Origin of the sequence: Pseudoalteromonas sp. P1-8 (genome assembly GCF_001399985.1) — a bacterium.
Taxonomy (GTDB): Bacteria; Pseudomonadota; Gammaproteobacteria; order Enterobacterales; family Alteromonadaceae; genus Pseudoalteromonas.
Genome location: NZ_LJSO01000001.1, coordinates 527,929 through 552,785, shown reverse-complemented (window position 1 = coordinate 552,785; position 24,857 = coordinate 527,929). Strand labels below are relative to the sequence as shown.

Annotated in this window: 22 protein-coding genes; 6 read left to right on the top strand and 16 right to left on the bottom strand. The window is 40.9% G+C overall.

Annotation, left to right across the window (positions count from 1 at the left end; all coding sequences use genetic code 11):
- Positions 1-6: 6 nt before the first annotated feature.
- Positions 7-1,905, top strand: a complete 1,899-nt coding sequence (locus AN213_RS02535) for a DUF294 nucleotidyltransferase-like domain-containing protein (protein WP_055197225.1) — start codon at positions 7-9, stop codon at positions 1,903-1,905.
- Positions 1,905-2,612 (top strand): 3'-5' exonuclease, encoded by a 708-nt coding sequence (locus tag AN213_RS02530; protein WP_055197223.1) that lies wholly within the window; start codon positions 1,905-1,907, stop codon positions 2,610-2,612. The genes AN213_RS02535 and AN213_RS02530 overlap by 1 nt, the downstream gene beginning before the upstream one ends.
- Positions 2,613-2,715: 103 nt before the next feature.
- Here AN213_RS02530 and AN213_RS02525 read toward each other — a convergent pair whose 3' ends face one another.
- The 5 genes from AN213_RS02525 to AN213_RS02505 form a co-directional block, all read right to left on the bottom strand.
- Positions 2,716-4,290 carry a BCCT family transporter gene (locus AN213_RS02525; RefSeq protein ID WP_054561539.1) on the bottom strand — a complete coding sequence of 525 codons (1,575 nt, stop codon included), beginning with the start codon at positions 4,288-4,290 and terminating at the stop codon, positions 2,716-2,718.
- Between the two features lie 331 nt (positions 4,291-4,621).
- Positions 4,622-6,289: an asparagine synthase B gene (asnB, locus tag AN213_RS02520; protein WP_055197221.1), complete on the bottom strand. Its 1,668-nt coding sequence runs from the start codon at positions 6,287-6,289 to the stop codon at positions 4,622-4,624.
- A gap of 370 nt (positions 6,290-6,659) precedes the next feature.
- Complete coding sequence (locus AN213_RS02515) at positions 6,660-7,595, bottom strand: biotin-dependent carboxyltransferase family protein (protein WP_054561537.1); 936 nt, start codon at positions 7,593-7,595, stop codon at positions 6,660-6,662.
- On the bottom strand, positions 7,592-8,260 hold the full coding sequence (gene pxpB, locus AN213_RS02510) for a 5-oxoprolinase subunit PxpB (protein ID WP_054561536.1): 669 nt from the start codon (positions 8,258-8,260) through the stop codon (positions 7,592-7,594). The genes AN213_RS02515 and pxpB overlap by 4 nt, the downstream gene beginning before the upstream one ends.
- 152 nt (positions 8,261-8,412) lie before the next feature.
- Positions 8,413-9,936: a leucyl aminopeptidase gene (locus AN213_RS02505; RefSeq protein ID WP_055197219.1), complete on the bottom strand. Its 1,524-nt coding sequence runs from the start codon at positions 9,934-9,936 to the stop codon at positions 8,413-8,415.
- A gap of 157 nt (positions 9,937-10,093) precedes the next feature.
- On the opposite strand from AN213_RS02505, the gene msrA reads away from it, so the two are divergent.
- Entirely contained in the window at positions 10,094-11,371 is a 1,278-nt protein-coding gene (msrA, locus tag AN213_RS02500) for a peptide-methionine (S)-S-oxide reductase MsrA (protein ID WP_055197217.1), read from the top strand.
- A 61-nt stretch (positions 11,372-11,432) separates the two neighbouring features.
- On the opposite strand, the gene AN213_RS02495 is transcribed toward msrA, so the two are convergent.
- Positions 11,433-11,897, bottom strand: a complete 465-nt coding sequence (locus AN213_RS02495; protein WP_055197215.1) for a hypothetical protein — start codon at positions 11,895-11,897, stop codon at positions 11,433-11,435.
- 195 nt (positions 11,898-12,092) lie between these two features.
- Complete coding sequence (locus AN213_RS02490; RefSeq protein WP_055197213.1) at positions 12,093-12,512, bottom strand: hypothetical protein; 420 nt, start codon at positions 12,510-12,512, stop codon at positions 12,093-12,095.
- A gap of 547 nt (positions 12,513-13,059) precedes the next feature.
- On the opposite strand from AN213_RS02490, the gene AN213_RS02480 reads away from it, so the two are divergent.
- Positions 13,060-13,977: a DUF5700 domain-containing putative Zn-dependent protease gene (locus AN213_RS02480; RefSeq protein WP_055197209.1), complete on the top strand. Its 918-nt coding sequence runs from the start codon at positions 13,060-13,062 to the stop codon at positions 13,975-13,977.
- A gap of 69 nt (positions 13,978-14,046) precedes the next feature.
- On the opposite strand, the gene AN213_RS02475 is transcribed toward AN213_RS02480, so the two are convergent.
- Complete coding sequence (locus AN213_RS02475; protein ID WP_055197207.1) at positions 14,047-14,469, bottom strand: hypothetical protein; 423 nt, start codon at positions 14,467-14,469, stop codon at positions 14,047-14,049.
- A 337-nt stretch (positions 14,470-14,806) separates the two neighbouring features.
- Between AN213_RS02475 and AN213_RS02470 the strand changes: the two genes are divergently transcribed.
- Positions 14,807-15,259, top strand: a complete 453-nt coding sequence (locus tag AN213_RS02470; protein WP_055197205.1) for a hypothetical protein — start codon at positions 14,807-14,809, stop codon at positions 15,257-15,259.
- Between the two features lie 98 nt (positions 15,260-15,357).
- Entirely contained in the window at positions 15,358-15,705 is a 348-nt protein-coding gene (locus AN213_RS02465) for a hypothetical protein (protein WP_055197203.1), read from the top strand.
- Positions 15,706-15,750: 45 nt separating this feature from the next.
- On the opposite strand, the gene AN213_RS02460 is transcribed toward AN213_RS02465, so the two are convergent.
- The 8 genes from AN213_RS02460 to AN213_RS02425 form a co-directional block, all read right to left on the bottom strand.
- Positions 15,751-16,629, bottom strand: a complete 879-nt coding sequence (locus AN213_RS02460) for a LysR family transcriptional regulator (RefSeq protein WP_054561525.1) — start codon at positions 16,627-16,629, stop codon at positions 15,751-15,753.
- 388 nt (positions 16,630-17,017) lie between these two features.
- Positions 17,018-17,674 carry a 3-oxoacid CoA-transferase subunit B gene (locus AN213_RS02455; protein WP_054561524.1) on the bottom strand — a complete coding sequence of 219 codons (657 nt, stop codon included), beginning with the start codon at positions 17,672-17,674 and terminating at the stop codon, positions 17,018-17,020.
- 11 nt (positions 17,675-17,685) lie between these two features.
- Positions 17,686-18,384: a CoA transferase subunit A gene (locus AN213_RS02450; protein ID WP_055197201.1), complete on the bottom strand. Its 699-nt coding sequence runs from the start codon at positions 18,382-18,384 to the stop codon at positions 17,686-17,688.
- 11 nt (positions 18,385-18,395) lie between these two features.
- Positions 18,396-19,301, bottom strand: coding sequence for a hydroxymethylglutaryl-CoA lyase (locus AN213_RS02445; RefSeq protein ID WP_055021363.1), 906 nt, complete (start codon positions 19,299-19,301; stop codon positions 18,396-18,398).
- Positions 19,301-21,265: an acetyl/propionyl/methylcrotonyl-CoA carboxylase subunit alpha gene (locus AN213_RS02440; protein ID WP_055197199.1), complete on the bottom strand. Its 1,965-nt coding sequence runs from the start codon at positions 21,263-21,265 to the stop codon at positions 19,301-19,303. Before AN213_RS02440 ends, AN213_RS02445 begins: the two co-directional genes overlap by 1 nt.
- Before the next feature lie 8 nt (positions 21,266-21,273).
- Positions 21,274-22,044 carry an enoyl-CoA hydratase/isomerase family protein gene (locus AN213_RS02435; protein WP_055197197.1) on the bottom strand — a complete coding sequence of 257 codons (771 nt, stop codon included), beginning with the start codon at positions 22,042-22,044 and terminating at the stop codon, positions 21,274-21,276.
- 10 nt (positions 22,045-22,054) lie between these two features.
- Positions 22,055-23,662, bottom strand: coding sequence for a carboxyl transferase domain-containing protein (locus AN213_RS02430; protein ID WP_054561520.1), 1,608 nt, complete (start codon positions 23,660-23,662; stop codon positions 22,055-22,057).
- A gap of 9 nt (positions 23,663-23,671) precedes the next feature.
- The gene (locus AN213_RS02425) at positions 23,672-24,847 is read right to left on the bottom strand and encodes an isovaleryl-CoA dehydrogenase (RefSeq protein ID WP_054561519.1); all 1,176 of its coding nucleotides are present in this window, start codon (positions 24,845-24,847) and stop codon (positions 23,672-23,674) included.
- Positions 24,848-24,857 lie beyond the last annotated feature (10 nt).

Here is a 24,857-nt window from a genome sequence, read left to right as displayed (position 1 = left end):
ACGCGTATGCAAGCCGAACACGTCGATATTGCCCAATTTCTTTCTGATCATGCTCCTTTTGATGATCTTCCTGAAGAGGCGGTAAATAAACTCGCTGCACAAATCGAAATCGCTTATTTTCGCGCAGGCACAGAAATATTAAATTATGGCGAAGATATCGCTGATTTATATGTTATACGCAGTGGTGCCGTTGAAATGTATCGCCGTGATGGTGATTTATACAACCGTTTAACTATCGGTGGGATCTTTGGTTCAATGGGCCTTCTTATGAACCGTAAAGTGCGGTTTCCGGCAAAGGCGCTTGAAGATACCTTAGTTTATTGCATCAATGTTAAGTTGTTTAACGAGTTTTGTGATGAGTACGAAGTGTTCGCAGATTTCTTTGAAGCCGATGGTAATGTGCGCCTTCATCAGGCAATTGTTGAACAAGCCGACAGCAACGATTTAACAACTGCTAAGGTAAAGTCGCTTCTTCATCGTGATGTTGTTACTGTGGCAAAAGATGCATCAGTGCAAATGGTTGCGCAATTGATGACGCAAGAGTCGGTATCGTCTGTGCTGGTTACTGATGCAGATAAACCAATCAGTGATGATCCTGATGACGACGACGGCCAAGTAGTTGGCATTATTACCGACCGAGACTTACGTACCAGTGTGATTGCTGAAGGGTTAAGTTACGAAGCGCCAGCCGCGCAAATAATGCAAAAGGACTTAGTACTTCTTGATAGCAATGCGTATGTGTTTGAAGCCGTGCTTGCAATGCTCAGAGATAATATTCACCACCTGCCTGTAGTCGTTAAGAAAAAACCGATTGGCGTTATTTCGTTATCAGATATTTTACGCTACGAGTCGCAAAGTAGCTTATTGTTAGTACGCGGCATATTAGCTCAGCAATCGGTTGAAGATTTAGCTCACTATGCAAGGCAGCTGCCTAATGTGTTTGTACGCATGGTTAACGAAGACGCTAACTCACACATGATTGGTACCGCAATGGCTGTAATAGGGCGTACCTTCAAACAGCGTTTACTTGATTTAGCTGAAGAAAAGTTTGGCCCACCGCCGGTTCCTTATTGCTTCATCGCTCTAGGTTCAATGGCGCGTGATGAGCAATTAATTGTAACTGACCAAGATAATGCCATTATCCTTGATAATAATTTTAACGAGGAGTTACATGACGAGTACTTCCAGAATTTGGCTGATTTTGTTTGTGATGGTTTAGCTGAGTGTGGCTACAAGTATTGTGAAGGCGAAATTATGGCGTCATTTAAAAAGTGGCGTTTAACACGCGAGCAGTGGAAAGAACAATTTGCAGGTTGGATGGCTGAACCTAAACCGCAGGCTTTGTTACACAGCTCGATCTTTTTTGATTTAGACGGTGTTTACGGTAAAAACAAATGGGCCGATGAGCTCAAACGCTTTATCGCAACAGAAGGGCGTAAGAATAAACGTTTCTTAGCTAACCTTGCTGCGAATGCTCGTAACAGAACACCGCCTTTAGGCTTCTTTAAAGACTTTGTGTTAGAGCATAATGGTCAGCATAAGCGATCTATGAACTTAAAACGCCGCGGTACAGCGCCTTTATCTGATGTAATACGCGTGCATGCATTAGCGATAGGCAGCCGTAAACAAAATTCATTCGAGCGTTTAGAGGATATTATCGAAGCTAAATTACTCCCTGATGGTAAAGCACAAGATTTACGAGACGCCCTAGAGTACATTGCCATGATCAGAATTAGACACCAAGCATGGCAAATAGAAAAACTTGATGAAACGCCAGATAACGACTTAGAGCCTCATTTACTTTCTCCTTTTGAGCAGCGTAATCTCAAAGAGGCGTTTGCCATTTTAGATAAAGCGCAGAGCTTCCTTAAATTCAGGTATTCTGCTAACACTGGGATGAAGTAATGGCAAAACAAGGCGCAAAACTTGATTGGCCGACTCGGTATCAACAGTTATTAGCACAGAGCAAACAGCCACTAATTCAAGCGTTTTATGAATCAGCTCTTTGTGATTTAAACATGCCTATTAGCGATGTACCCTTAGTAGCGCTTGACTTTGAGACAACCGGTCTAAATTATCAAAATGACGATATCGTCAGTGTTGGTTTAATCCCATTCAATACTAAGCGTATTTTTTGTAAAGATAGCCAACATTGGATTGTTCAACCAAGGCGTAAGCTTGCTGAAGAGTCGATTGTTATACATGGTATAACTCACTCAGAAGTGAGCGATGCACCTGATTTTTCAACGATTATGGAGCCTTTGTTAGCAGCATTAAAAGGCAAAATTATAGTGGTGCATTTTGCTCCCATTGAACGGCACTTTTTATATCAAGCGTTGCAAGCTCGCTTAGGCGAAGGGCTTGAATTTGCTGTTATAGACACGCTAGATCTGGAAACTCGTGCTCTTAGAGCAAAGCAAGGGTTACTAGGGCGATTATTTAACTCTAAGCTTGATTCTGTGCGCTTAGCAGACTCTCGTATTCGTTATTCGTTACCTGCGTATCAAAACCACAACGCACTGAATGATGCCACAGCCACCGCAGAGCTGCTACAAGCGCAAATAGCTTACCACTACCGCCAAGATACACCGCTAAGCGAATTACTAATATAGCGCCAGTAGCAACGGCTTTTGCCGGTTAATTTAAATTATCTGAGCAAAGCTTATAAATAAAAAACGCCGCAAATGCGGCGTTTTTTATTATTTAACGGCAGGTTTAGTGTCTTGGTTCTGTTCGTAAGCCAAGAATTAAACTTACACACATTAATAGCAATACAAAGGTAAACGGCAAGCCCGTAGATACGGCGCCGGCTTGTAAGGCTTCGATTGCTTGTGTGCCACCAATCCAAACAAGTGCTGCTGCAATAGCACCCTCGATTGTTGCCCAAAAGATACGTTGAGGTACTGGTGCGTCAACTTTACCACCGGCAGTGATAGAGTCGATTACTAATGATCCTGAGTCTGATGAAGTAATAAAAAACACGAGTACTAACACAATTGCAATGAATGAAAGCACTTGCGACATTGGTAGGGCTTCAAACATTTGGAACATAGCAAGCGGCACATCAGTTAAGCCTTTTTCACCTAGTACACCCACTTTATCGATAACTTGTTCAATAGCGATACCACCATAAATCGACATCCAGAAGATAGTCACAACAGTAGGAACTAGTAATACAGCAATTAAGAACTCACGGATTGTACGGCCTTCAGATACGCGCGCAATGAACATACCTACAAACGGTGACCATGAAATCCACCAAGCCCAGTAGAATACAGTCCAGCCATGCATCCATGTTTCATCTTCACGACCATGTGGGTTACTTAGTGGAATAATGTTTTCAACATAACCCATTACTGTATTAGGAAGGTTGCCAAATGCTGCAGAAAAACCAACAAGTGCAACAAATACAAGTAATACAAAAGCAATAAGCATGTTTACGTTACTAAGTAGTTTTACACCGCCGTCGATACCGCGAACAACAGAAATCACGGCAAGTAACGTTACACCTACAATAACACCAATTTGTAAGCCAATTCCGCTATCAGTACCAAATACATGGTTAATACCTGCAGCGGCTTGTTGCGCGCCTAAACCAAGAGACGTTGCAAGGCCAAATAGAGTGGCAAGTACAGCTAGAATATCAATAAGGTGGCCAGGCCAGCCCCATGCTTTGTCACCTAAAATAGGGTAAAAAATTGAACGAATTGATAACGGCAAACCTTTGTTATAGCAAAAGAATGCGAGAGAAAGTGAAACAACGGCGTAAATTGCCCAAGGGTGTAAACCCCAATGGAACATAGTTGCACCCATTGCCATTTTGGCAGCTTCTGGCGTGTTTGCTTCAACACCGAGAGGTGTTTCGTACCAGCCTGTAAAGTAAGCTACAGGTTCTGCTACGCCCCAGAACATTAAGCCTATACCCATACCTGCAGCAAATAACATTGCTAACCAAGAAATACGAGAGTGAGTTGGACGCGCTTCTTTACCACCAAGGCGGATGTTACCGTATGGTGAAACAATTAACGCTAAGCAAAACAATACGAATAAGTTTGCTGACCACATAAAAAAGCCATCAAAGTTATTAATAATGTCGTTCTTAATACCATTCAGGGTTGTTTTTGCTGTTTCAGCATCTGAAATAAGTGTTGCCACTAAGAATAGGGCAATTAAACCAGCACTAATGCCAAATACAGGGTTATGTACATCAAAACCCCATTTTTGTACATTGTCCTGACCGACGGTGTAGTCGGTATTGTCGATACTGTACTTATCATGATGTTCGCTCATGAATACCTCTTGTTGTAGTTATATCTAGCAGAAAGCTAAACGGCCGGATGGCACAAGTTCAACTAATACTCTTTACGTGTAAAACTTAAAATTAGTTTGTAGACGAACTAAATTTGTACCAAAGTCTAGTCTTTAGTGTAGGAGTTCGAAAAAAAATGTAAATGGTTTTGTCCCTAAACAGCCGAATAAATGCAGTTTTTTACGTTTTTTGTTGGAATTGTGAACAAATTGGGCAGGGGGAAGGAATAATTTGATGACAGTATTATTTCAAAGCAAATTATTTCAATTGAGAGGAAAGTGCTGCAAACACAGGGCTTGCAGCACAAAGTTACTACTTTTTGTAAGCGTCGTTATGAACACCAGCAGCACGACCTGAAGGATCTGCATTGTTTTGGAATGATGCATCCCAAGCTAGTGCTTCAGGAGTAGAACAAGCCACTGATTTGCCATGCGGAACACATTTCGCAGGGGCATCGCCAGGGAAGTGCTCCTCGAAAATACTACGATAAAAATACGCTTCTTTAGAATCAGGCGTATTGATCGGGTATTTGTATTTCGCATTAGCAAGGTCTTGATCGCTTACTTGATCGTTTACATACTCTTTTAAAGTATCAATCCAGTTATAGCCTACACCATCAGAGAACTGCTCTTTTTGACGCCAAAGTACGTCGTCTGGTAGATAGCCGTCGAACGCTTCACGAATAATGTGTTTTTCGATTTTACCGTCTTTACACATTTTCGCTTCTGGGTTGATACGCATTGCTACGTCTACAAATTCTTTATCTAAGAATGGCACTCGCGCTTCAACGCCCCATGCTGCCATTGATTTATTAGCACGCAAGCAATCGAACATATGTAGTTTAGAGACTTTACGGTTAAGTTCTTCATGGAACTCTTGCGCATTTGGTGCTTTGTGGAAATAAAGGTAACCACCAAATAGCTCATCAGCACCTTCGCCCGATAACACCATTTTAATACCCATGGCTTTAATTTGGCGCGCCATTAAGTACATCGGCGTTGAGGCACGAATAGTTGTTACATCGTACGTTTCGATGTGATAAATCACTTCACGCAGGGCATCAATACCTTCTTGAATAGTAAAGTGAATAGGGTGGTGAACCGTACCAATCATATCAGCTACTTTTTGTGCAGCTTCTAAATCGGGTGAGCCTTCTAGACCCACAGAGAATGAATGCAGTTTTGGCCACCATGCATCAGACTCGTCATTATCTTCGATACGTTTTGCAGCAAAACGCTGTGTGATAGCAGAGATAACCGATGAATCTAAACCACCAGATAATAGAACGCCATATGGAACGTCACACATTAATTGACGTTTAACAGCTGCCTCTAAGCCTTCTTTAACATCGCTCGCTTTAGCTTCGTTGTCTTTTACTGCATCATAGCTTTGCCAATCACGGCTGTAGTACTTACGAAGTTGACCATCTTTGCTCCACAAGAAATGACCCGGAGGGAACTCTTCAATATGTTTACAAATTGGCGATAATGCTTTTAATTCTGAAGCAACATAAAAGTTACCATGCTCATCATGACCCGTATAAAGCGGAATAATCCCGATATGGTCACGACCAATTAAGTAAGCATCTTGCTCTTCGTCGTATAAACAAAACGCAAAAATACCATTTAAATCATCTAAAAACTCAGGGCCTTTTTGTTTATATAAAGCCAAAATAACTTCACAGTCTGATTGAGTTTGAAAAGTAAAATCAGTTTCTAAACTAGCAGCGAGCTCTTTGTGGTTATAAATTTCACCGTTAACAGCAAGAATATTTGTACGCTCAGGGTTGTACAAAGGCTGTGCACCACTTGATACGCCAACAATCGCTAGACGCTCGTGCACTAAAATAGCTTTATCTGATGAATATACGCCAGACCAATCTGGCCCGCGGTGCCTTAATAGTTTTGACATCTCAATTGCTTGGCTACGCAATTGAGCGGGATCAGATTTAATATCTAATACCCCAAAAATTGAACACATAGTGACTCCTCATTCCAAATATGTGCGCAGTTAACAGAATTTATATAACTGCGAATGTTTGTTTTAACAGAAATAATTACCTAAGTCACACAGGTTTTTTAATTAATTGAGAATAAAATATGCACCTGCGGTTACCTCTTTGCACCAGTATGGGGTAAGTGGTTAAAGGGTGAGCAGTTTAAATGCTTGATTTGTGCAAATTGGATGATAATGAGTCTGGAATAAAGGCTTTTGTTACTAAATTTTCTGCACAGCTTTGGTGCAAAGGAATGCGTAGGGTTTTTATCTTTTTAAATGTATAGACAAGCCATGAAGGTAACGCGAGCAAAGACTTTCTTTGCTCGCATTTTAAACATCAATAAATTAAGCGCTATTTATTAATATAGTTTAGTGCTATCGCAAGTTGATTTAAGTGCGCAGTTAGCTTTTCTTGTGCCTCGTGGGCTTCGTTGAGTGTAACAAACTTAAAGTGAAGGAAGTCGCCGGGTTTTAATTGTGCAAAATGACGAAGATCCGCTTCGATCACGGTGCCGAGCAATGGATAACCACCCGTTGTTTGCGCATCGTTTAATAGTACTATGGGTTCACCATTTGGCGGAAGCTGAATACAGCCAGGAGCAACAGCCATAGAGGGTAATGAAACATCATGGCTGATATCACACTCATCACTTAATAGTCTTGTGCCCATACGGTTGCTATTAGGCGATACATGCCAAGAATGATTTATAAAGTTAACGATGGTTTCCTTTGGTAACAGTGCTGCATGTGGTGCAGCATGAATACGAATTTGTGTACTTTTAGGTGGTAGCATGGCACCTAAGCCAACTTTGGTATTGTACCTTGGCGTTATATCAAAACTATCGCCAGCCTGTAGTGCTTGACCGGTTAAGCCACCAAAACCCGCTAATATATCTGTTGAGTAAGAATCTAAAATGGGCTCAGGTAAATGCCACTCGCCGCCAATAGCAAGGTAGCTTCTAAAACCATGACGTGCAGCATTAAACTTTAATACATCGCCTTTTTTTATGTAAAAGCTCCAGCCAGGATCAACAGGGTTGCCATTCACTGTGGCTTTCATATCAGTGCCGTGCAGAGCAATGTAGTAATCGTTATCGAACTGAATTTCGGCAAGACCTAAAGTGATCTCAATAACGGGGTTGTTGTCGTCGTTGCCAACTAAACGGTTTGTAATAACTTGAGCGTAAGGGTCTATGCAACCTGATTGACCAATGCCTAAATGGCGAGAGCCTGTTCGGCCTTGATCTTGTATAGACATTTGCATGCCAGGTTTGATGATAGTGATCATTTTAACACCTCCTGAATAACAAACTCTAAAGTATCACCAGGTTCAATAGCACAAGGCGAGGCTGCATTGATATCAAACAGACGAAAATCTGTATGACCAATAATTTGCCAGCCACCAGGTGAGCTTTCAGGGTAAATACCGGTTTGATCGCCGCCGATAGCAACAGAACCTTTTGGAACAGAGAGCCTTGGTTCAGCATGACGAGGTGTGTAAAGTTGTGGATTTAAACCATCTAAATAAGCAAAACCGGGCTTAAAGCCTAAAAAAAGCACGTGGTATTTGGCACTGCTGTGCATTTGAGCAACATCATCAACAGAAAGCTTATGATGTCTAGCAACATGCGCTATATCAGGCCCATATTCACCACCATAACGAGTCGCAAGTTTATGATGACGTGAGTTAAAGTCTGTGGCTTTAAGTTCGTGCCATTGTTCTAGCAATCGTGGCAGCCAACCAGCAAGTTGAGCGGGCTCTTTCAGGTAAAGCGTTAAATTATTATTGGCAGGGACTACATCAACAAAGTCATCACTGCTTTGGCAATATTGGGCTAATGCCCATATTTTCTTTTGCGTAGTGAGTGTGTCGCTTGCTGTTTCATAGGCATCAAAAAAGATGCTATGCGTAGTGAGCGCCATAATTTTAGGTGTACTATTGGTCGTCGTCATTGCGTATCAATCTTATTATTATCCCTTAATGCTTATTAGCATATAGGCTGTTTGTTGATGATGTAAATGTGTCTTTAGTGTTAATTAGAAAAACTCAAGACAATCAAGTGGCTATAATAGCTTATAACCACTTGATAAAGTGCAATGCCTAATTACTGTGCGTTATTTAGTAACCAATTAGACAGTAAACGTACGCCATAGCCTGTACCGCCTTCAGCTAGTTCATCTTTTGCTTTAGAATTTAGCGCGTTACCAGCAATATCAATGTGAACCCAACGTGTGTCACCGGCAAAGTTTTGTAAGAAACTCGCTGCTGTAGTAGCACCTGGGCCATGTGAACCGATGTTTTTAAGATCAGCAATGTCTGACTTTAACGCATCTTCATAACCTAGAGGTAAACGCCATAGGTTTTCGTTTACTTGTTTACCAGCAAGAGTTAGTTGCTCTACAAGGGTGTCGTCGTCAGAAAACACAGCCGCATAGTCATTACCTACAGCACGAATTTTAGACCCTGTTAGGGTAGCAACATCAACCATAATACTTGGTTTGTACTTGTCGCGGGCATACCACATTGCATCACTTAATACTAAACGGCCTTCAGCATCTGTATTTACAATTTCAACGCTTAAACCTTCAGCGGTTCTTACAACGTCACCCGGCGCGACAGCAAATTGCGATACCATATTAGCTGCCATGCCCATTACAGCAACAACGTTTGTGTCGGCTTTAGCCAGTGCCATTGCTTTTACAGTACCCAGTACAGCAGCTGCACCTGCCATGTCTGATTTCATGCGGGCGATTGAAGCGCCTGTTTTAAGGCTGTAACCACCAGAATCAAAGGTAATACCTTTACCCACTAATGCGATAGGGGTGTTTTTATTACCTTGATAATGTGCAACCACTAAACGTGCACCTTCTTCGCTACCACGGCCAACAGCCTCAAGTGCACCCATGCCCAGCTTTTTAAGTTGCTTAGGCTCTAAAACAGTAATTTTAACACCTAACTTTTTAAGCTCTTTTGCCGCTTTAGCAAAATCAACCGGCGTCATTTCTGTTGCAACTTCAGACGTTAAGTCACGCGCTAAAAATACACCTTGTTCAATGCTTTGTAGTAGTTTATGGGTTTTGACCGCTTGGTCTAAATTTTCAACATCTAATGTGTAGTTAACAACATGGCTGTCTTGTTCTTTTTTGTATTGCTCAAAACGGTGGTCACGTAAATTTGCGCCATGTGCAAATTCTGCTGCATATTTAGCATTGATTGCGCTGTCTTTTAGCTCTGAAAAATCAAGGCTAACATTTTCCTGTTTAGCCGACTGCAATTTAGCGTGAACGTTACCACCTAGTTTTGCCATTTTTGCTGCATCTAGTTTTGGCTGCTCTCCTAAGCCAACAAGTAAGATGCGCTGATGGTCGCTACCGTTTGGTGCGATAACTTCTAAAGTTTTGCCATAGGCTGCTTTAAAGTCGCTAAATTCAATGACTTTATTTAGGTGAGTTTGGGTTTCTGGCTTTAAATAATTAAAGTTAGCAACTTGGCTATCTGTATCTAAAAATAAAACTAGGGTGTTGTCGTTCGGTTTAATTGATTTCGCAAAAGTGAACTCTGCTGCATTCACTTGCGTAGCAAGTGTTAATCCTAATGCAATAGCAGATAAGCTGTGTGCAATTTTCATTTTTTAATATCCCAATGTTAAAAAGCTGTTTTTTACCGTAAATAAGGTTAAGAGTTAAATTGTTAGCGGTGAATCGCTGTTTGCATGCGTTTAAGTTGAAATTATTAATACCTATGCTCGGTCTGTCTTAAATACAGGCTTTTAAGAGGAAATAAGTATGACAATTAAGTCGATGTTACTGACACTATTCACTTGCAGTGCCATTTTTACCACCAGCCCAATTAAAGCTGACACAATGCCAGATAACGCGACAGGGCATATTGAAACCATTGTGCTTGGTTCGGGTTGCTTTTGGGGAGCAGAAAAACGATACGAAGCACTTGATGGTGTATTGGATGCGGTATCTGGCTATGCTGATGGGCATGGGTTTAAAGCGACCTACAAGAACATAACACGTAGCTCACGACGCTTTGATAAAAACAATTATGCAGAAGTTGTTAAAGTGACATACAACAGTAACGAGTTAACAACTCAATCGCTTTTAAAGCATTATTTTGAAAATCATGATCCAACTCAGCTAAATCGCCAAGGGAATGATGTTGGTACTCAATACCGCTCAACAATTTTGGTAAGTAATAATGAGCAACTCGAGATTGCCAATAAACTTAAAGATGAATACCAAAGCAAATTAACCGCAGCAGGCTACGGCAAGATTGTGACTGTGATAAAACCCCTTGATGCATTTTATGCTGCTGAGGATTATCATCAAGATTATTTAAAGAAAAACCCCAATGGCTATTGCCCTGATCATTCAACGGGCGTTGTATTCACACCAGTAGAAAAACAGCAGGTTGATAACACAGCCTTATTGGCAGGTAAGCAAATAGTAGTGATTGATGCTAAAGGTTATTGCCCATACTGTGAAAAATTTAAAAAAGAGGTCGCTAATGAGTACATGGGCTCGATACCTATGACATTCCGTCATGCTGATCAACTTGATGGCTTAACGGTTAAAACGCCGACTTGGGCAACACCCACGTTATTATTTATAGAAAATGGTGAAGAGGTTTATGGTCGCCAAGGATATGTCAGTAAAGATGAGTTTTACAAAGCCTTAGGCGCATTTAAACTAGGTGATAGTGAAGCTTTTAGAGTGGCATTTCATGCCAGAACTGACAGCCCATATTGTAAGCAGTACGATATCTTTAAAAATACACCCGACGGTATTTTTATTGATAAGCTAAGTGGAGCGCCGCTATTCGATACCCGAGATAGATTTAATTCGGGCACTGGCTGGCTTTCTTTTACACATCCAGTAAAAGACAGTGTAACTATGCATGAAGACAACAGTTATGGCATGCAACGTATTGAGCTTAAATCAAAAAGCTCGGGTATTCATTTAGGTCATTTGTTCCCTGGTGAAGGGCCAAGAGGTAAAGATAGATACTGCATAAATGCTACAGTGCTTGATTTTGTGCCAAGAGATAAATCTTAAAAGGTAACTGACGTAAGAAAACCAGCCGACATGGCTGGTTTTCTTTTAGCCTGATGACTTTTTACCACAATTTTAATTCCTGTTTAGCGAGATTTAAGTTAAACGACACCAGCTCGTTATTATTTAGCTGCACAGCCTCATAGAAATCGGCAATGGCTGCTGTATCATTTTTCGCCATTAGTCGAGCAATGCCTCTATTACTTAATGCATAAGATGTCAGTTCATTTCGTTTATAGTGCGAGGCATTGACCTTTTTAAGCATCGCGATTGCTTGAGAGCAATCTTGATCAGCTTTATCAAACTGCTTCAGTTTCACACTCGCAACACAGCGGTTAAACGGCACGATATAGTTGTTAGCTTCGTTCATTGTCTCTAATGAATTTGCAAAGTTGCCTTGCATAATTGCTTTTGAGCTTGCGTTATCGTCAACAACCATGAGTTTAAAGTCGTTGTTGTTGGCGAATACAAAATTTGAACAAACAAATAATATTAACCACACGCAGGGTTTAAGATTTAATTTAAACATTGTTTTCTCCTTGTTAGCGTAAGCGTTGTGCTTACTCTATAAAGTTAGAAAACAGGGTATAAAACTGACAAACGATATAATCGCACCCATAAGGTGAAGAAAAGTATTCTATAACGCAGATATTTTAGACGAAAAAAAGCCCGGTCAGAACACACAAGAACCGGGCTTTCGACAACAATTTGGTTGGGGTAACTTTTACAGCGCTAGGTTTTGTTTTGCGCGGCTTAAGTTGTGGTTAACAAGTTCGTTTTTAGAAATTTGCACTGCTTCATAAAAGTCAGAAAGAGCAGCAGTATCGTTTTCAGACATGATGCGTGCAACACCACGGTTACTAAGTGCAAACGATGTTAGTTCACGGCGTTTGTAACCTGGTACTTTACTTGTGCTTAGAAGAGAAATTGCTTGTGTACACAGGCTTTCCGCTTCTGAAAAATTCTTTTCTTTAACGCTTAATGCACAGCGGTTGAAGGCAGTTTCGTATTGGCTAGTTGCATTGTCGTTAGATTGAGCTTGCTCAATAACCATCAGTTTATAATCAGCTTGGTCGGCTACTGCCATCGCTGAGCAAGTTAATAAAGAGCTAAGTGCAATAGTTTTTACAAGTGTTTTTAACATGATAGTTTTCCTCTGAATAAGTTGGTGTTTCTTGCCAACGAGTGAACTTTAAAATATTCCTATAAGCTAAACAAACGATTAAATTAAAACTGATAGATGAAGAAATTTAATCTATAGAGTAATTACTCAGTATTCAGGGTTTTACTGTGGTGTAGAGGAGGTGAAGTTGTTTTATTCCTGTATTAAAAAGTAAAATTACTTTAGCTTAGTGCTTGATAAATTAATGCCGTCACTTATGCAGTTACTCGTAAAATCCCTGTTTACTGATGCTAATGGCAATAAATTCTTGGGCTACATTAATATCGGCTTAGCCGGGATTGAGTATACGCAACCATGTTTGTTGATGATGAACCAGTTGGCTTTTGGTTTGGCATATCAACACCTAATACAATTGATTTACCAAAACTAAACTTTCCAATTCAAGCTGTTTCAGAGCCTATCTATGGTCTGCCTTCTCAAATCGAGATTATTAACGGTTATATTTCCTCGAGTATTGAGATATCGTCGCAATAGACTACTCACCTAACAAATAATTCTAACTATAATTATGCAAAAATTATCTAAAGCTCTTTTACTGCCAACATTCATATCTGGAGTGCTTTCATTTAAGGCGTTTGCTAACGCCCAGTCAGCTGACGTCGAAGTCATTAATCTCGCGGATGATTTTTATACTTTATATCAGTCAAGCAATACGTTGACTGCAGAAAATAGAGCAGAGCAGTTTTCTCAACATTTCGCTTCTCAATTTGCACCTTTTTATAGTGATAAAAGCTTTTTAAAAGCTATTGAGGGTTTCAGTGAAATAGAAGAAGTATATTTATCAAAAAATAGGCGTTTATCTAAAGATTTAAACAGCAGTATGGAATCATTTATTGCTATTTTCCCTGAGTTTAAATCTGAAACTCCCATTTACATACTCCACTCATTAGGAAGGTTCAATGGGGCAACGCGAGAGTTAAATGGTAAGTATTACTTAATGTTTGGTGTAGACCTTATGGCCAAATATCATACCTGGAAAAGCGATACGCCATTCTTTCATCACGAGTTATTTCATGTTTACCATGAAAAATTATTTCAATGTAAGGATGAGCTATGGTGCTCTATTTGGACTGAGGGATTAGCTACTTACGTTTCACATAAATTAACTCCGTCAGCCAGTGATGATGAATTGATGCTAAACATACCTAGCAATCTAGTAAAAAAGATTCGCTCAAGGCAGTTCGATTCTCTCGTTGACCTCAAGAAAAAGTTTTATTCAAAAAAACCTGAAATATATTCTTCATTTTTCAACTTCGCAAAGGACGAGACAAAGCTGCCATACCGAAGAGGTTATTACCTAGGTTTTATTTTAGCTAAAGAAATTGGCAAAAATTACAGCTTAGAGCAATTGGCTAAAATGGATAAAAAGACAGTAGAGAGCCTATTGCTAAAAGAGCTTGATTTATTAATAAAAGCGGAAGGCTAAAAAACTAAACACCTAAACGACAAAACCCAGCCTAAGCTGGGTTTTGAGACAACACAATTCTGTGAGAACTTATAACGCTAAGTTCTTTTTCGCACGAGTTAAGTTGTGCTCAACTAACTCGTTCCCTGAAATTTGTACTGCTTCGTAAAAGTCTGACAATGCAGCAGTGTCATTTTCAGACATGATGCGTGCAACACCACGGTTACTTAACGTAAATGACGTTAGTTCGCGACGTTTATAGCTAGGTACTTTACTCGTACTTAGTAAGCTGATTGCTTTTGAGCATAATGTTTCAGCTTCAGAGAATTTTTTCTCTTTAACACTCAAAGCACAGTCATTAAATGCTTGTTCGTATTGACGGTTCTCTGCAACATCAGCAGTGATAGATTGGTCAATTACCATCAATTTGTAGTCACTCTGATCAGCCACTGCCATAGCTGAACAAGTTAATAAAGAGCTAAGTGCAACGCGTTTCATAAGTGTACTAAACATAATCTTTTCCTCTATTTGAATCGGTATCAATCGCCGACAAATGAACTTTAATTGAGCAGAGCAAATTCAACAAACGATAAAAAATGACCTAATAGATGAAGAAATTTAACCTATAGACTTTAGTCTAATGTAGTGAGTTAGTCTTATAGCTGTCAGGTCTGTGATCTGACCCCGATAAAGTAGACACGGGGTTTAAATAGCTAATGTTTACGATAAAGAAAAATAAGGAGGCAGAGTACGCAAAACAAACAAATTGTTGTTAATTAAAAATAAAATCGGTACTTTATGATGGTATGTATAGTTGATGACTTAATTTATTTAGAATAAGCGTATAACCATGAAACTGATATTTGCGTTGTTACTTTTAGGATCTGTTATTGCCAATGCAGCTGAAGATAAAGTCGCTGTTTATCTTAATTTTGAGCAGGCTTATTTGAGCAATGATGTATCTTTGTTTACGCCATTATTAAGTAAAAACTATACGATTAGACAAACATTGCATATTCCAGGCATAGGGTCAGATACTGTACCTGTTACTAAAGCTCAGTTACTTGAAGGCATGAAGCAAAATCCTAACCCTAGTTCATTACCGCGCTCAAAAGCTGAATCAGTTATAATAGAAACAATTTCAAAACAGCAATTCTGTGCAAGTTCTCAAACTTTAGATCAAGTCGTAGTAGCAGGTAAAAACTACGAAGAGAAGGAACTAAGAAAAGCGTGTTTTAAACACGAAAATAATAGCTATGAAGCTATATCACATACCATTGATGTGTATTATCGAGAGCTTTGATAGAGATAGTTAACATTCAGAAATTTCCGTGTATCAAATAAACTTACTAACTGATATTAATTACGGATAAACCTTATAAATGAGATAAGGAAATAAATATGAACAAACAGTTAGGTTTAGTAGCTGGGGTATTACTAGCATCATCGAACTGTTTCGCAGCTGATAGTTTTCAAGTTGAAACTGCTGTTTATAGAGCGAATGAGCTTCTAGCATCGCCAGTAATGCTGGTGGAAGAAAAACAACCTGCGAGCATCTCTATAGGTGAGGGGTTTAGCTATGAAGTTACAGTGATACCACAACAAAATAATACGGCAGCTGTAGAAACATCAATCACACTCGCTGGCAGCTATTTTACTCCTTCTTTTATTGTGGAGTATGGTAAACAGGCGTCTTTCGAAATTGGTGAAAACAAAGTGAGTATTTTAGTAACCAAGTCGAAAAGTTAAATTAGCAATAAAAGACCCTCAACAAAATTGAGGGTCTTTTATCTATTATTTTAGATGTTTAAAAGTATCAATCATCCATTTTATAAATAGCTCTAATTGTGCATTAGTTTCGCTAGGATCGTGTTGCACTAAGTAATATTTATCTTTCGTTTTTAATGGCATATCGGTGAAATTAAATAACCACTGCTCATCAAACCAAGTCTGACTGATAGGTAAGGGGATTAGGGCAATACCCATACCCTGTTGCGCGGCACGTGCCACACCAAACATACTATCAACTTGAATAATTTGCTTTGGTGCAAAGTCTTCAATACCAGCATGCTCTGCCCATTGGTGCCAAGCCCAAGGACGCGCTTTATGAAGTATAAGAGGTACTTCATTTAATGCCTGAAACGGGTTTTCTTGCCATGCTTGCCAGTTTTCTTTATTGCAAGCTGGTGTATACGATAGCGAAAATAGCTCATGTACAACGCCTTCGTGCGGTTTAGATGAAGATAATACAATCGACAAATCGCTTTGCTTAGTCAGCTCTTTACGCGTTTTTAAGGTATTAAGCTGTAAGTTTGTATTTGGGTGCTCACTGGTCCATTCGCTCAGTTTTGGCATTAAAAGCTCACTGGCAAAAAACTCAGGTAGCGTAATACTGATCGTTACGTTTTCTTGTAACTGACTAAATTCATTGATGGTTTTTTCTAGCGCTTTGATCAGCGGTGATACAGAGTCATAAAAATTCTTCCCCGCAGCAGTTAGGCGGATAGAGCGGGTTTGACGTTCAAATAGTTCAATACCCAATTGTTCTTCTAATTGTTTGATCTGATGGCTTACGGCAGACGGTGTAAGGTAAAGTTGGTTTGCAGCATCTTTAAAGCTAAGGGTGCGTGCAGCAAAACAAAATGAGCGTAGGCCACGAATAGGTGTTTGCATAGTTAATTTCAGTAAGTCTCAATAGCGCTTGTTAGTTAATTAACTGCTAAGCAATTATTATCCCAAAATGTAAAAAAATAGAGAGTAAAGAATGAATATAGCTAACTCTTGCCATATTGTATAAAAAACAATCGTGAATCGCTCGTTTAATCTATGTTTAGGCAAATGTTTAGTATAAAAGTGATCTTAGCAGTTTTAGCTATTTCGTCATAGTCTCAGTATTAGAAACTGCCAATTCACTAAAGCAGGGCATTTTATACTATTTATGTGACAAAATGGTGCGGCGAAAGGCTGACTTTAGATAAAAAAAATCCCTCTTGCGAGGGATTTTGGGTAACTCAGCGCCATTGGCACTGGGAATGAGGTCGGTACATGGGATGTGAGTGGCTTAAAAAGCCATCTCTGGAACATCACCTTCAACAAGCAATTTGCCTGCCGTTTTGCTAATAATTTCATCTACCGACACGCCTGGAGCGCGTTCGATTAGATGAAATGCGCCGTCTTTAACTTCTAGTACGGCTAAATCAGTTACGATTTTCTTTACACAGTTAACCCCAGTTAGCGGTAAAGTGCAACTTTCTAATAACTTAGAGTCGCCATGCTTGCTTGCATGAGTCATCGTAACAATAATATTCTTCGCGCCAGCAACGAGGTCCATCGCGCCACCCATGCCTTTAATTAGCTTTTTTGGGATCATCCACGATGCGATGTTACCGTTCTGGTCAACTTCAAATGCACCTAATACTGTTAAGTCTACATGACCACCCCGTATCATGGCAAAACTATCTGCACTATTAAATATTGCTGCACCTGTGGCTGCTGTCACGGTTTCTTTACCCGCGTTGATCATATCTGCATCAACTTGGTCTTTGGTTGGGTACGCACCCATACCTAATAAGCCATTTTCAGACTGCAACATGACTTCGATACCGTCAGGTACATAGTTAGCCACCAGAGTAGGGATACCAATACCTAGGTTTACGTAATAGCCATCTTGTAGTTCTTGTGCAACACGCATTGCAACTTGTTCACGTGATAATGCCATTTTATTGCTCCTTAATCGCGAGTTGTTACACGTTCAATGCGTTTTTCAAAGTCGCCTTTGATCACGCGATTAACATAAATACCTGGGGTATGAATTTGGCTTGGTTCAAGTTCACCTGGCTCAACAATTTCTTCAACTTCAGCAACAGTAATTTTACCTGCTGTCGCGGCCATCGGGTTGAAGTTCATCGCTGTGTGGCGAAATACAAGATTACCGTAGCGGTCAGCTTTCCATGCTTTAACAATAGCAAACTCACCTGTAATTGACTCTTCTAAGATATATGGGCGACCATCAAATTCTTTGACTTCTTTACCTTCGGCAACAGGAGTACCGTAACCTGTAGCTGTATAAAACGCAGGAATACCCGCACCACCAGCGCGCATCTTCTCAGCGAGTGTCCCTTGTGGTGTTAAAACAACATCAATTTCGCCATCGAGTAGTTGTTTTTCGAATAGCGCATTTTCACCTACATAAGAAGCGATGATTTTTTTAATTTGCTTATCATGAAGTAAAATCCCTAAACCAAAATCATCAACACCGCAGTTGTTCGAAACAACGGTTAGATTTTTAGTCTGTTTACGCTTAATTTCACTGATAAGTCCTTCAGGAATACCACACAAGCCAAAGCCACCAGCGATAATAGTATCGCCATCTTTTAAACCTTCCATTGCAGCTTCATAACTTGAAACCACTTTATCGAAACCGGCCATGAGCCTACTCCTTAATTATTCTGAGTGTTCTTTAGAGCAAGTGATACCTTGCTGACAGGTTGTTTATTTAGTGCACTGCAAATAGCCCAACCAGCTTTCGCCAGTCTTTCTAAATCAATTCCATGCTCTATGCCAAGCCCTTGTAGTAAGTAAACTACATCTTCAGTGGCAACATTTCCTGACGCACCTTTGGCATAAGGGCAGCCACCAAGGCCTGCAACAGCACTATCAACCGTTGCTATACCGCGTGTTAGGGCGGTGTAAATATTTGTGAGCGCTTGTCCGTAAGTGTCGTGAAAATGTACAGCGAGTTTTGATTTATCAATATGTTGCAAGAGTAAATCTAATAACTCATCGACTTTTTTCGCCGTACCTACACCAATGGTGTCGCCAAGGCTAATTTCGTAACAACCAAGCTCGAGTAATCGCTCTGATACTTTTAATACATCATTGTAGTCGACATCACCTTGATAGGGGCAACCCATGACGCAGCTAACATAGCCTCTAACGCGAATGTTATTCGCTTTGGCAAAAGCCATTACATCTTTAAAGCGATCAATACTTTCATCAATAGAGCAGTTGATATTCTTTTGACAAAACGCTTCACTTGCCGCTGTAAAGATAGCAAATTCTTGTATACCGACTTGTATTGCCGCCTCTGCACCCCGTAAATTCGGGGTGAGGGCACTTAAGTTAACATTAGGCAAATTTAACGCGCTAATTACATCGCTTGAGTCAGCCATTTGTGGCACCCATTTAGGTGACACAAAGGCGCCTGCTTCTATATCTTTAAGCCCAGCATCTGCAAGGGCGTTGATAAGAGCGACTTTATCTTGAGTGCTAACGGCGGCTTCATTTTGCAAGCCGTCTCTGGCGCCAACTTCTACAATGCGAACAAAATCAGGAAACTGTGCCATTACGCCTCCGGCTCTTCAACAATCGCGAGCATATCACCGTGACTCACCAGTTCACCTTCAGCAAAGCAATAGCTTGTTAATACACCATCATGCGGGGCATTTAGGGTATATTCCATTTTCATCGCTTCGATGATGACAACAGCGTCACCTTTAGTAACTGTACTACCCACCTTAACTAAATGTTTAACAACAGTACCATTGAGTGGTGCAGCGAGTGGCAATGCATCACTTTCGTGTTCACTAATATAGTGTTTATCAATCAGTTCTAGCACCGTTTGTTGTGCTTTGTACATCACTGTGATGTGAGAGTCTGTTTGATTAATATGAGCTACAACTTTTTCGCCATTAACGACTAGGTTTGCAAGGCCATTTTCAACCTTGCCCGAGGTTGTATAGTCAACTCCATCTAGGCTGATTTTAAAGCCATCTGAGGTCTTAACCGCATGAACATTTAAATCCACAAACGGAATTGTTGTTTTAGCGTCACTGTTTAGTATAAAGCCTGTTAATTGTTGCCATGGGCTGCTGCTTTCACCTTTTAGTTGGTGTGCATACGCATAGGCTGCCACAACGCTTGCAATAACAGAGTGTTGCGCGTTTTTAGCAACAAGGCGCTCACCTTGGTCTTCAATAAAGTGCGTATCGGGTGCACCAGCTTGAAAAGTAGGGTGGTTAGCAAGGTTAAATAAGAAATTAACGTTACAGCTAAAACCTGCTAGGTGGAATTGCTCTAGTGCTTTTGATAAACGCCCAAGCGCTGCCTCACGGTTATCGTCATGAACAATTAATTTAGCAATCATAGGGTCGTAGAACGGGCTAATTTCATCACCCGCTGCAATCCCTGTATCTATACGTACAAATTCAGATTCGTTCGGTGTAAATAGGGCATCAATGTGACCAGAACACGGAATAAAGTCATTACTTGGATCTTCAGCATAAATACGCGCTTCAAAGCTGTGACCTTGTAGCTGAATATCTGCTTGGCTAAGTGGTAAAACTTCACCTGCCGCAATATTGATTTGCCAATTCACCAAATCAACACCGGTTACCATTTCTGTTACTGGGTGCTCTACTTGTAAACGGGTGTTCATTTCCATGAAGAAGAATTCATCACCGCATAATAAAAACTCAACCGTACCAGCACCGCGATAGTTAATCGCTTGGGCACAACGCACCGCGGCTTCACCCATTTCTTTACGAAGCGCATCAGATAGACCCGGAGCAGGGGCTTCTTCAATTACTTTTTGGTGACGACGCTGTAAAGAGCAGTCACGGTCGCCTAAGTACACACAGTTACCGTGGCTATCAGCAAATACTTGTACTTCAACATGGCGAGGTTTAGTGACATAGCGCTCTAACAGTACTAAATCGTTACCAAAACCGGCTTTTGCTTCACGTTTTGCGCCTTCAAGTGCACTGATAAAATCTTTTGCGTGTTCTACAACTCGCATACCTTTACCACCGCCACCAAAAGCCGCTTTAATCAGTACCGGGTAACCAATTTTTTCAGCTTCGGCTTGTAAGAACTCAGTATCTTGATTGTCACCATAGTAACCAGGCACTAAAGGTACATTTGCTTGGTGCATAATTTCTTTAGCGCGGGTTTTTGAGCCCATGGCTTCAATACTTGATGCTGGCGGGCCTATAAAGGCGATATCATTTTTCTCACACGCGAGCGCAAAGTCACAGTTCTCTGATAAAAAACCATAGCCAGGGTGAATACAATCAACACCAGCTTGTTTTGCAACATCGATGATTTTGTCTGCCACTAAGTATGAGTCTTTACTTGGCGCAGGACCAATATGATACGCCTCATCAGCAAGCTTTACGTGTTGAGCATGTTTATCGGCATCTGAGTACACTGCAACCGTTGTTAAGCCCATTTGTTTAGCTGTACGCATAACTCGGCAGGCAATTTCACCACGGTTGGCAACGAGAATTTTTTTCAATGATTTTGTTGTCATAATGGTTCCTATTTCTGCCAGTTAGGGGCACGTTTTTCAAAAAATGCAGTTAGGCCTTCTTGGCCTTCTTCAGATACACGAATCCGCGCAATGCGCTCAGCGGTTAACTCAATCAGCGCATCATCTATTACGTTGCCAGCGACATCATTGATTAGCTGCTTAGCTGCTTTAACAGCAACAGGACCATTGTTGACAAGGTTTTGTAAGTGTTTATCGAGCGCTGTTTGTAAATCGCCGGTGATCTGGTGAATTAAACCCAGTTGCTTAGCTGTATGCGCGTCAAAAATCTCTGCCGTTAAAAAATAACGACGTGCAGCGCGTTCACCAATGGCTTTAATGACATAAGGGCTGATAACCGCAGGAATAAGACCCAGCTTTACTTCACTTAAGCAAAACTGTGCATCGTCTTGGCAAATTGCGATATCACAACACGCAATCAAGCCTAACGCACCGCCAAATGCAGCACCTTGTACGGCACAAATTGTTGGATGTGGGCTTGTAGCAAGAACTTTCATAAGCTTTGCTAGCTGCATAGAGTCCGCTAAGTTTTCAGCAAAGTCATTGCCTGCCATCGACTTCATCCAGTTTAAATCAGCGCCAGCAGAGAAGTGCTTACCTTCGGTTCTTAAAACCAGTGCGCGCACATCACAGCTATTTGCGTGTTCAATTAAACGGATCAGCTCACTGATGACTTCTTCGTTAAATGCATTGTGTTTTTCTGGGCGACTTAGTACCAGTACAGCCACATTTGATTTTGTTATTTCGAGTGTTACTGACATAAGGCCTCCATTACATTCTAAATACGCCGAACTGAGAATCGCGCTCTGGTGCATTTTTAGCTGCACTTAAGGCAAGCCCTAATACATTGCGAGTATCAGCAGGATCGATAATGCCATCATCCCAAAGGCGGGCACTGGCGTAATATGGATGACCTTGTTTTTCGTATTGCTCGATAATTGGCTTTTTAAACTCACTGACTTGTTCATCAGTCATGCTTTCGCCTTTACGGGCTAAACCATCTTGTTTAACTTGTGCAAGAACGCCAGCCGCTTGTTCACCACCCATTACAGAGATACGGGCATTTGGCCACATCCACATCATGGTAGGTTCAAACGCGCGGCCGCACATACCGTAGTTACCTGCACCATACGAGCCACCAATTAACACGGTGAATTTTGGCACGTCAGCACATGAAACAGCGGTTACCATTTTTGCACCATGTTTGGCGATACCTTCGGCTTCGTACTTTTTACCAACCATAAAGCCAGTAATGTTTTGTAAAAACACCAAAGGAATTTTGCGTTGTGCACATAGTTGTATAAAGTGCGCGCCTTTTTGCGCTGATTCACTAAATAAAATGCCGTTGTTGGCAACAATACCGACAGGGTGACCAAATATTTTTGCAAAGCCGGTTACTAAGGTTTCGCCAAAGTAGCGTTTAAATTCATCAAACGATGAATCATCAACAACACGGGCAATTACTTCGCGTACATCAAATGGCTTTTTAAGATCAGTACCCACAATGCCGTAAATTTCGTTAATGTCGTAACGCGGTGGTTTAACATCATCAAGTAATGGTGCAGTAGGGCGCTGATAGTTTATTCGTTCAATACATTGGCGAGCGATAGAAAGTGCATGGGCATCGTTTTCAGCATAGTGGTCGGCAACACCGGATGTTTTACAGTGAACATCAGCACCACCTAGCTCTTCAGCACTCACTTCTTCACCCGTAGCTGCTTTAACCAGTGGCGGGCCTGCTAAGAAAATTGTGCCTTGTTCTTTTACGATAATACTCTCATCAGCCATCGCTGGTACATAAGCACCACCTGCGGTACATAAACCCATTACGACTGCAATTTGTGGAATGCCTTTACCAGACATACGAGCCTGATTATAGAAAATACGGCCAAAGTGTAATTTATCAGGAAATACATCATCTTGTTCAGGCAGGTTTGCACCGCCTGAATCAACTAAATAAATACACGGTAAATGACAACGTTCTGCGATATCTTGGGCACGTAGATGTTTTTTCACTGTTAGTGGAAAGTATGTACCGCCTTTTACGGTTGCATCATTGGCGATGATCATACATTCAACGCCTTTCACACGACCAATACCAGCCACAACACCGGCACAAGGAATAGCTTGTTCGTACACACCAAAGGCAGCAAATTGAGAAATCTCTAAAAATGGCGAGCCTTCATCAAGTAGCGTTTCAATACGGTCACGAACAAATAACTTACCACGGCCTTGGTGGCGCTCAATCAGGGCAGGGCCACCACCTAAACGGATATCAGCGACTTTTTCACGTAAATCACTTACGAGCGCTGCCATGTTGTCGTGATTTTGCAAAAATTGCGGATCGTGTGGATTTACACTCGATTTTAAAATCGTCATAACAAGGTCCTATCGGCTTTCAGTGAATAATTCGCGACCAATTAGCATGCGGCGGATTTCTGAAGTACCTGCGCCAATTTCATATAGTTTTGCATCACGTAATAAGCGACCAGTCGCATATTCGTTGATATAACCATTACCACCTAAGATTTGGATAGCATCTAGGGCCATCTTAGTTGCAAGCTCTGCTGCATATAAAATAGCGCCAGCGGCATCTTTACGCGTTGTTTCGCCGCGGTCACATGCACGAGCTACCGTGTAAACGTATGAACGAGCTGCATTCATTTGCGTGTACATGTCAGCAATTTTGCCTTGAATAAGTTGGAACTGACCAATTGGGCTATCAAATTGTTTACGTTCATGAATATAAGGAACCACAATGTCCATACATGCTTGCATAATACCAAGCGGGCCTGCAGCTAAAACAACACGCTCATAATCAAGGCCACTCATAAGTACTTTTACGCCTTCGTTTAAGTTACCTAGAATGTTTTCTGCTGGTACTTCGCAGTTCTCGAACACTAATTCACAGGTGTTAGAGCCACGCATACCAAGTTTGTCTAGCTTTTGCGCAGTAGAGAATCCTGGCGTGTTACGTTCTACGATGAACGCTGTAATGCCCTTAGGGCCGGCATTTAAATCTGTTTTTGCGTAGATAACAAAGGTATCGGCATCTGGACCATTAGTGATCCACATTTTGTTACCGTTAAGTACAAATACATCGCCTTTTTTCTCAGCTTTTAATTTCATTGATACAACATCAGAACCCGCATTTGGCTCACTCATCGCAAGGGCACCAATGTGCTCACCGCTGATAAGCTTAGGTAGGTATTTTTCTTTTTGAGCCTGAGACCCATTACGGTTAATTTGGTTAACACATAAATTTGAATGAGCACCATAACTTAAACCAATCGATGCACTTGCACGGCTAATTTCTTCCATTGCAATAACATGTTCAAGGTAGCCAAGGCCAGCACCGCCAAATTCTTCAGGTACTGTCATACCTAATAAACCCATTTCGCCAAGCTGTGGCCAAAGTTGATTAGGGAAGGCATTGTCTACATCTGTTTGTTCTGCAAGTGGGGCAATTTCTTGGCTAGCAAAGCTATTTACATGATCGCGGATCATGTCTGCTGTTTCGCCAAGTCCGAAGTTCATTTCTTTATAAAGTGAAATAGTGCTCATAATGTGTGTT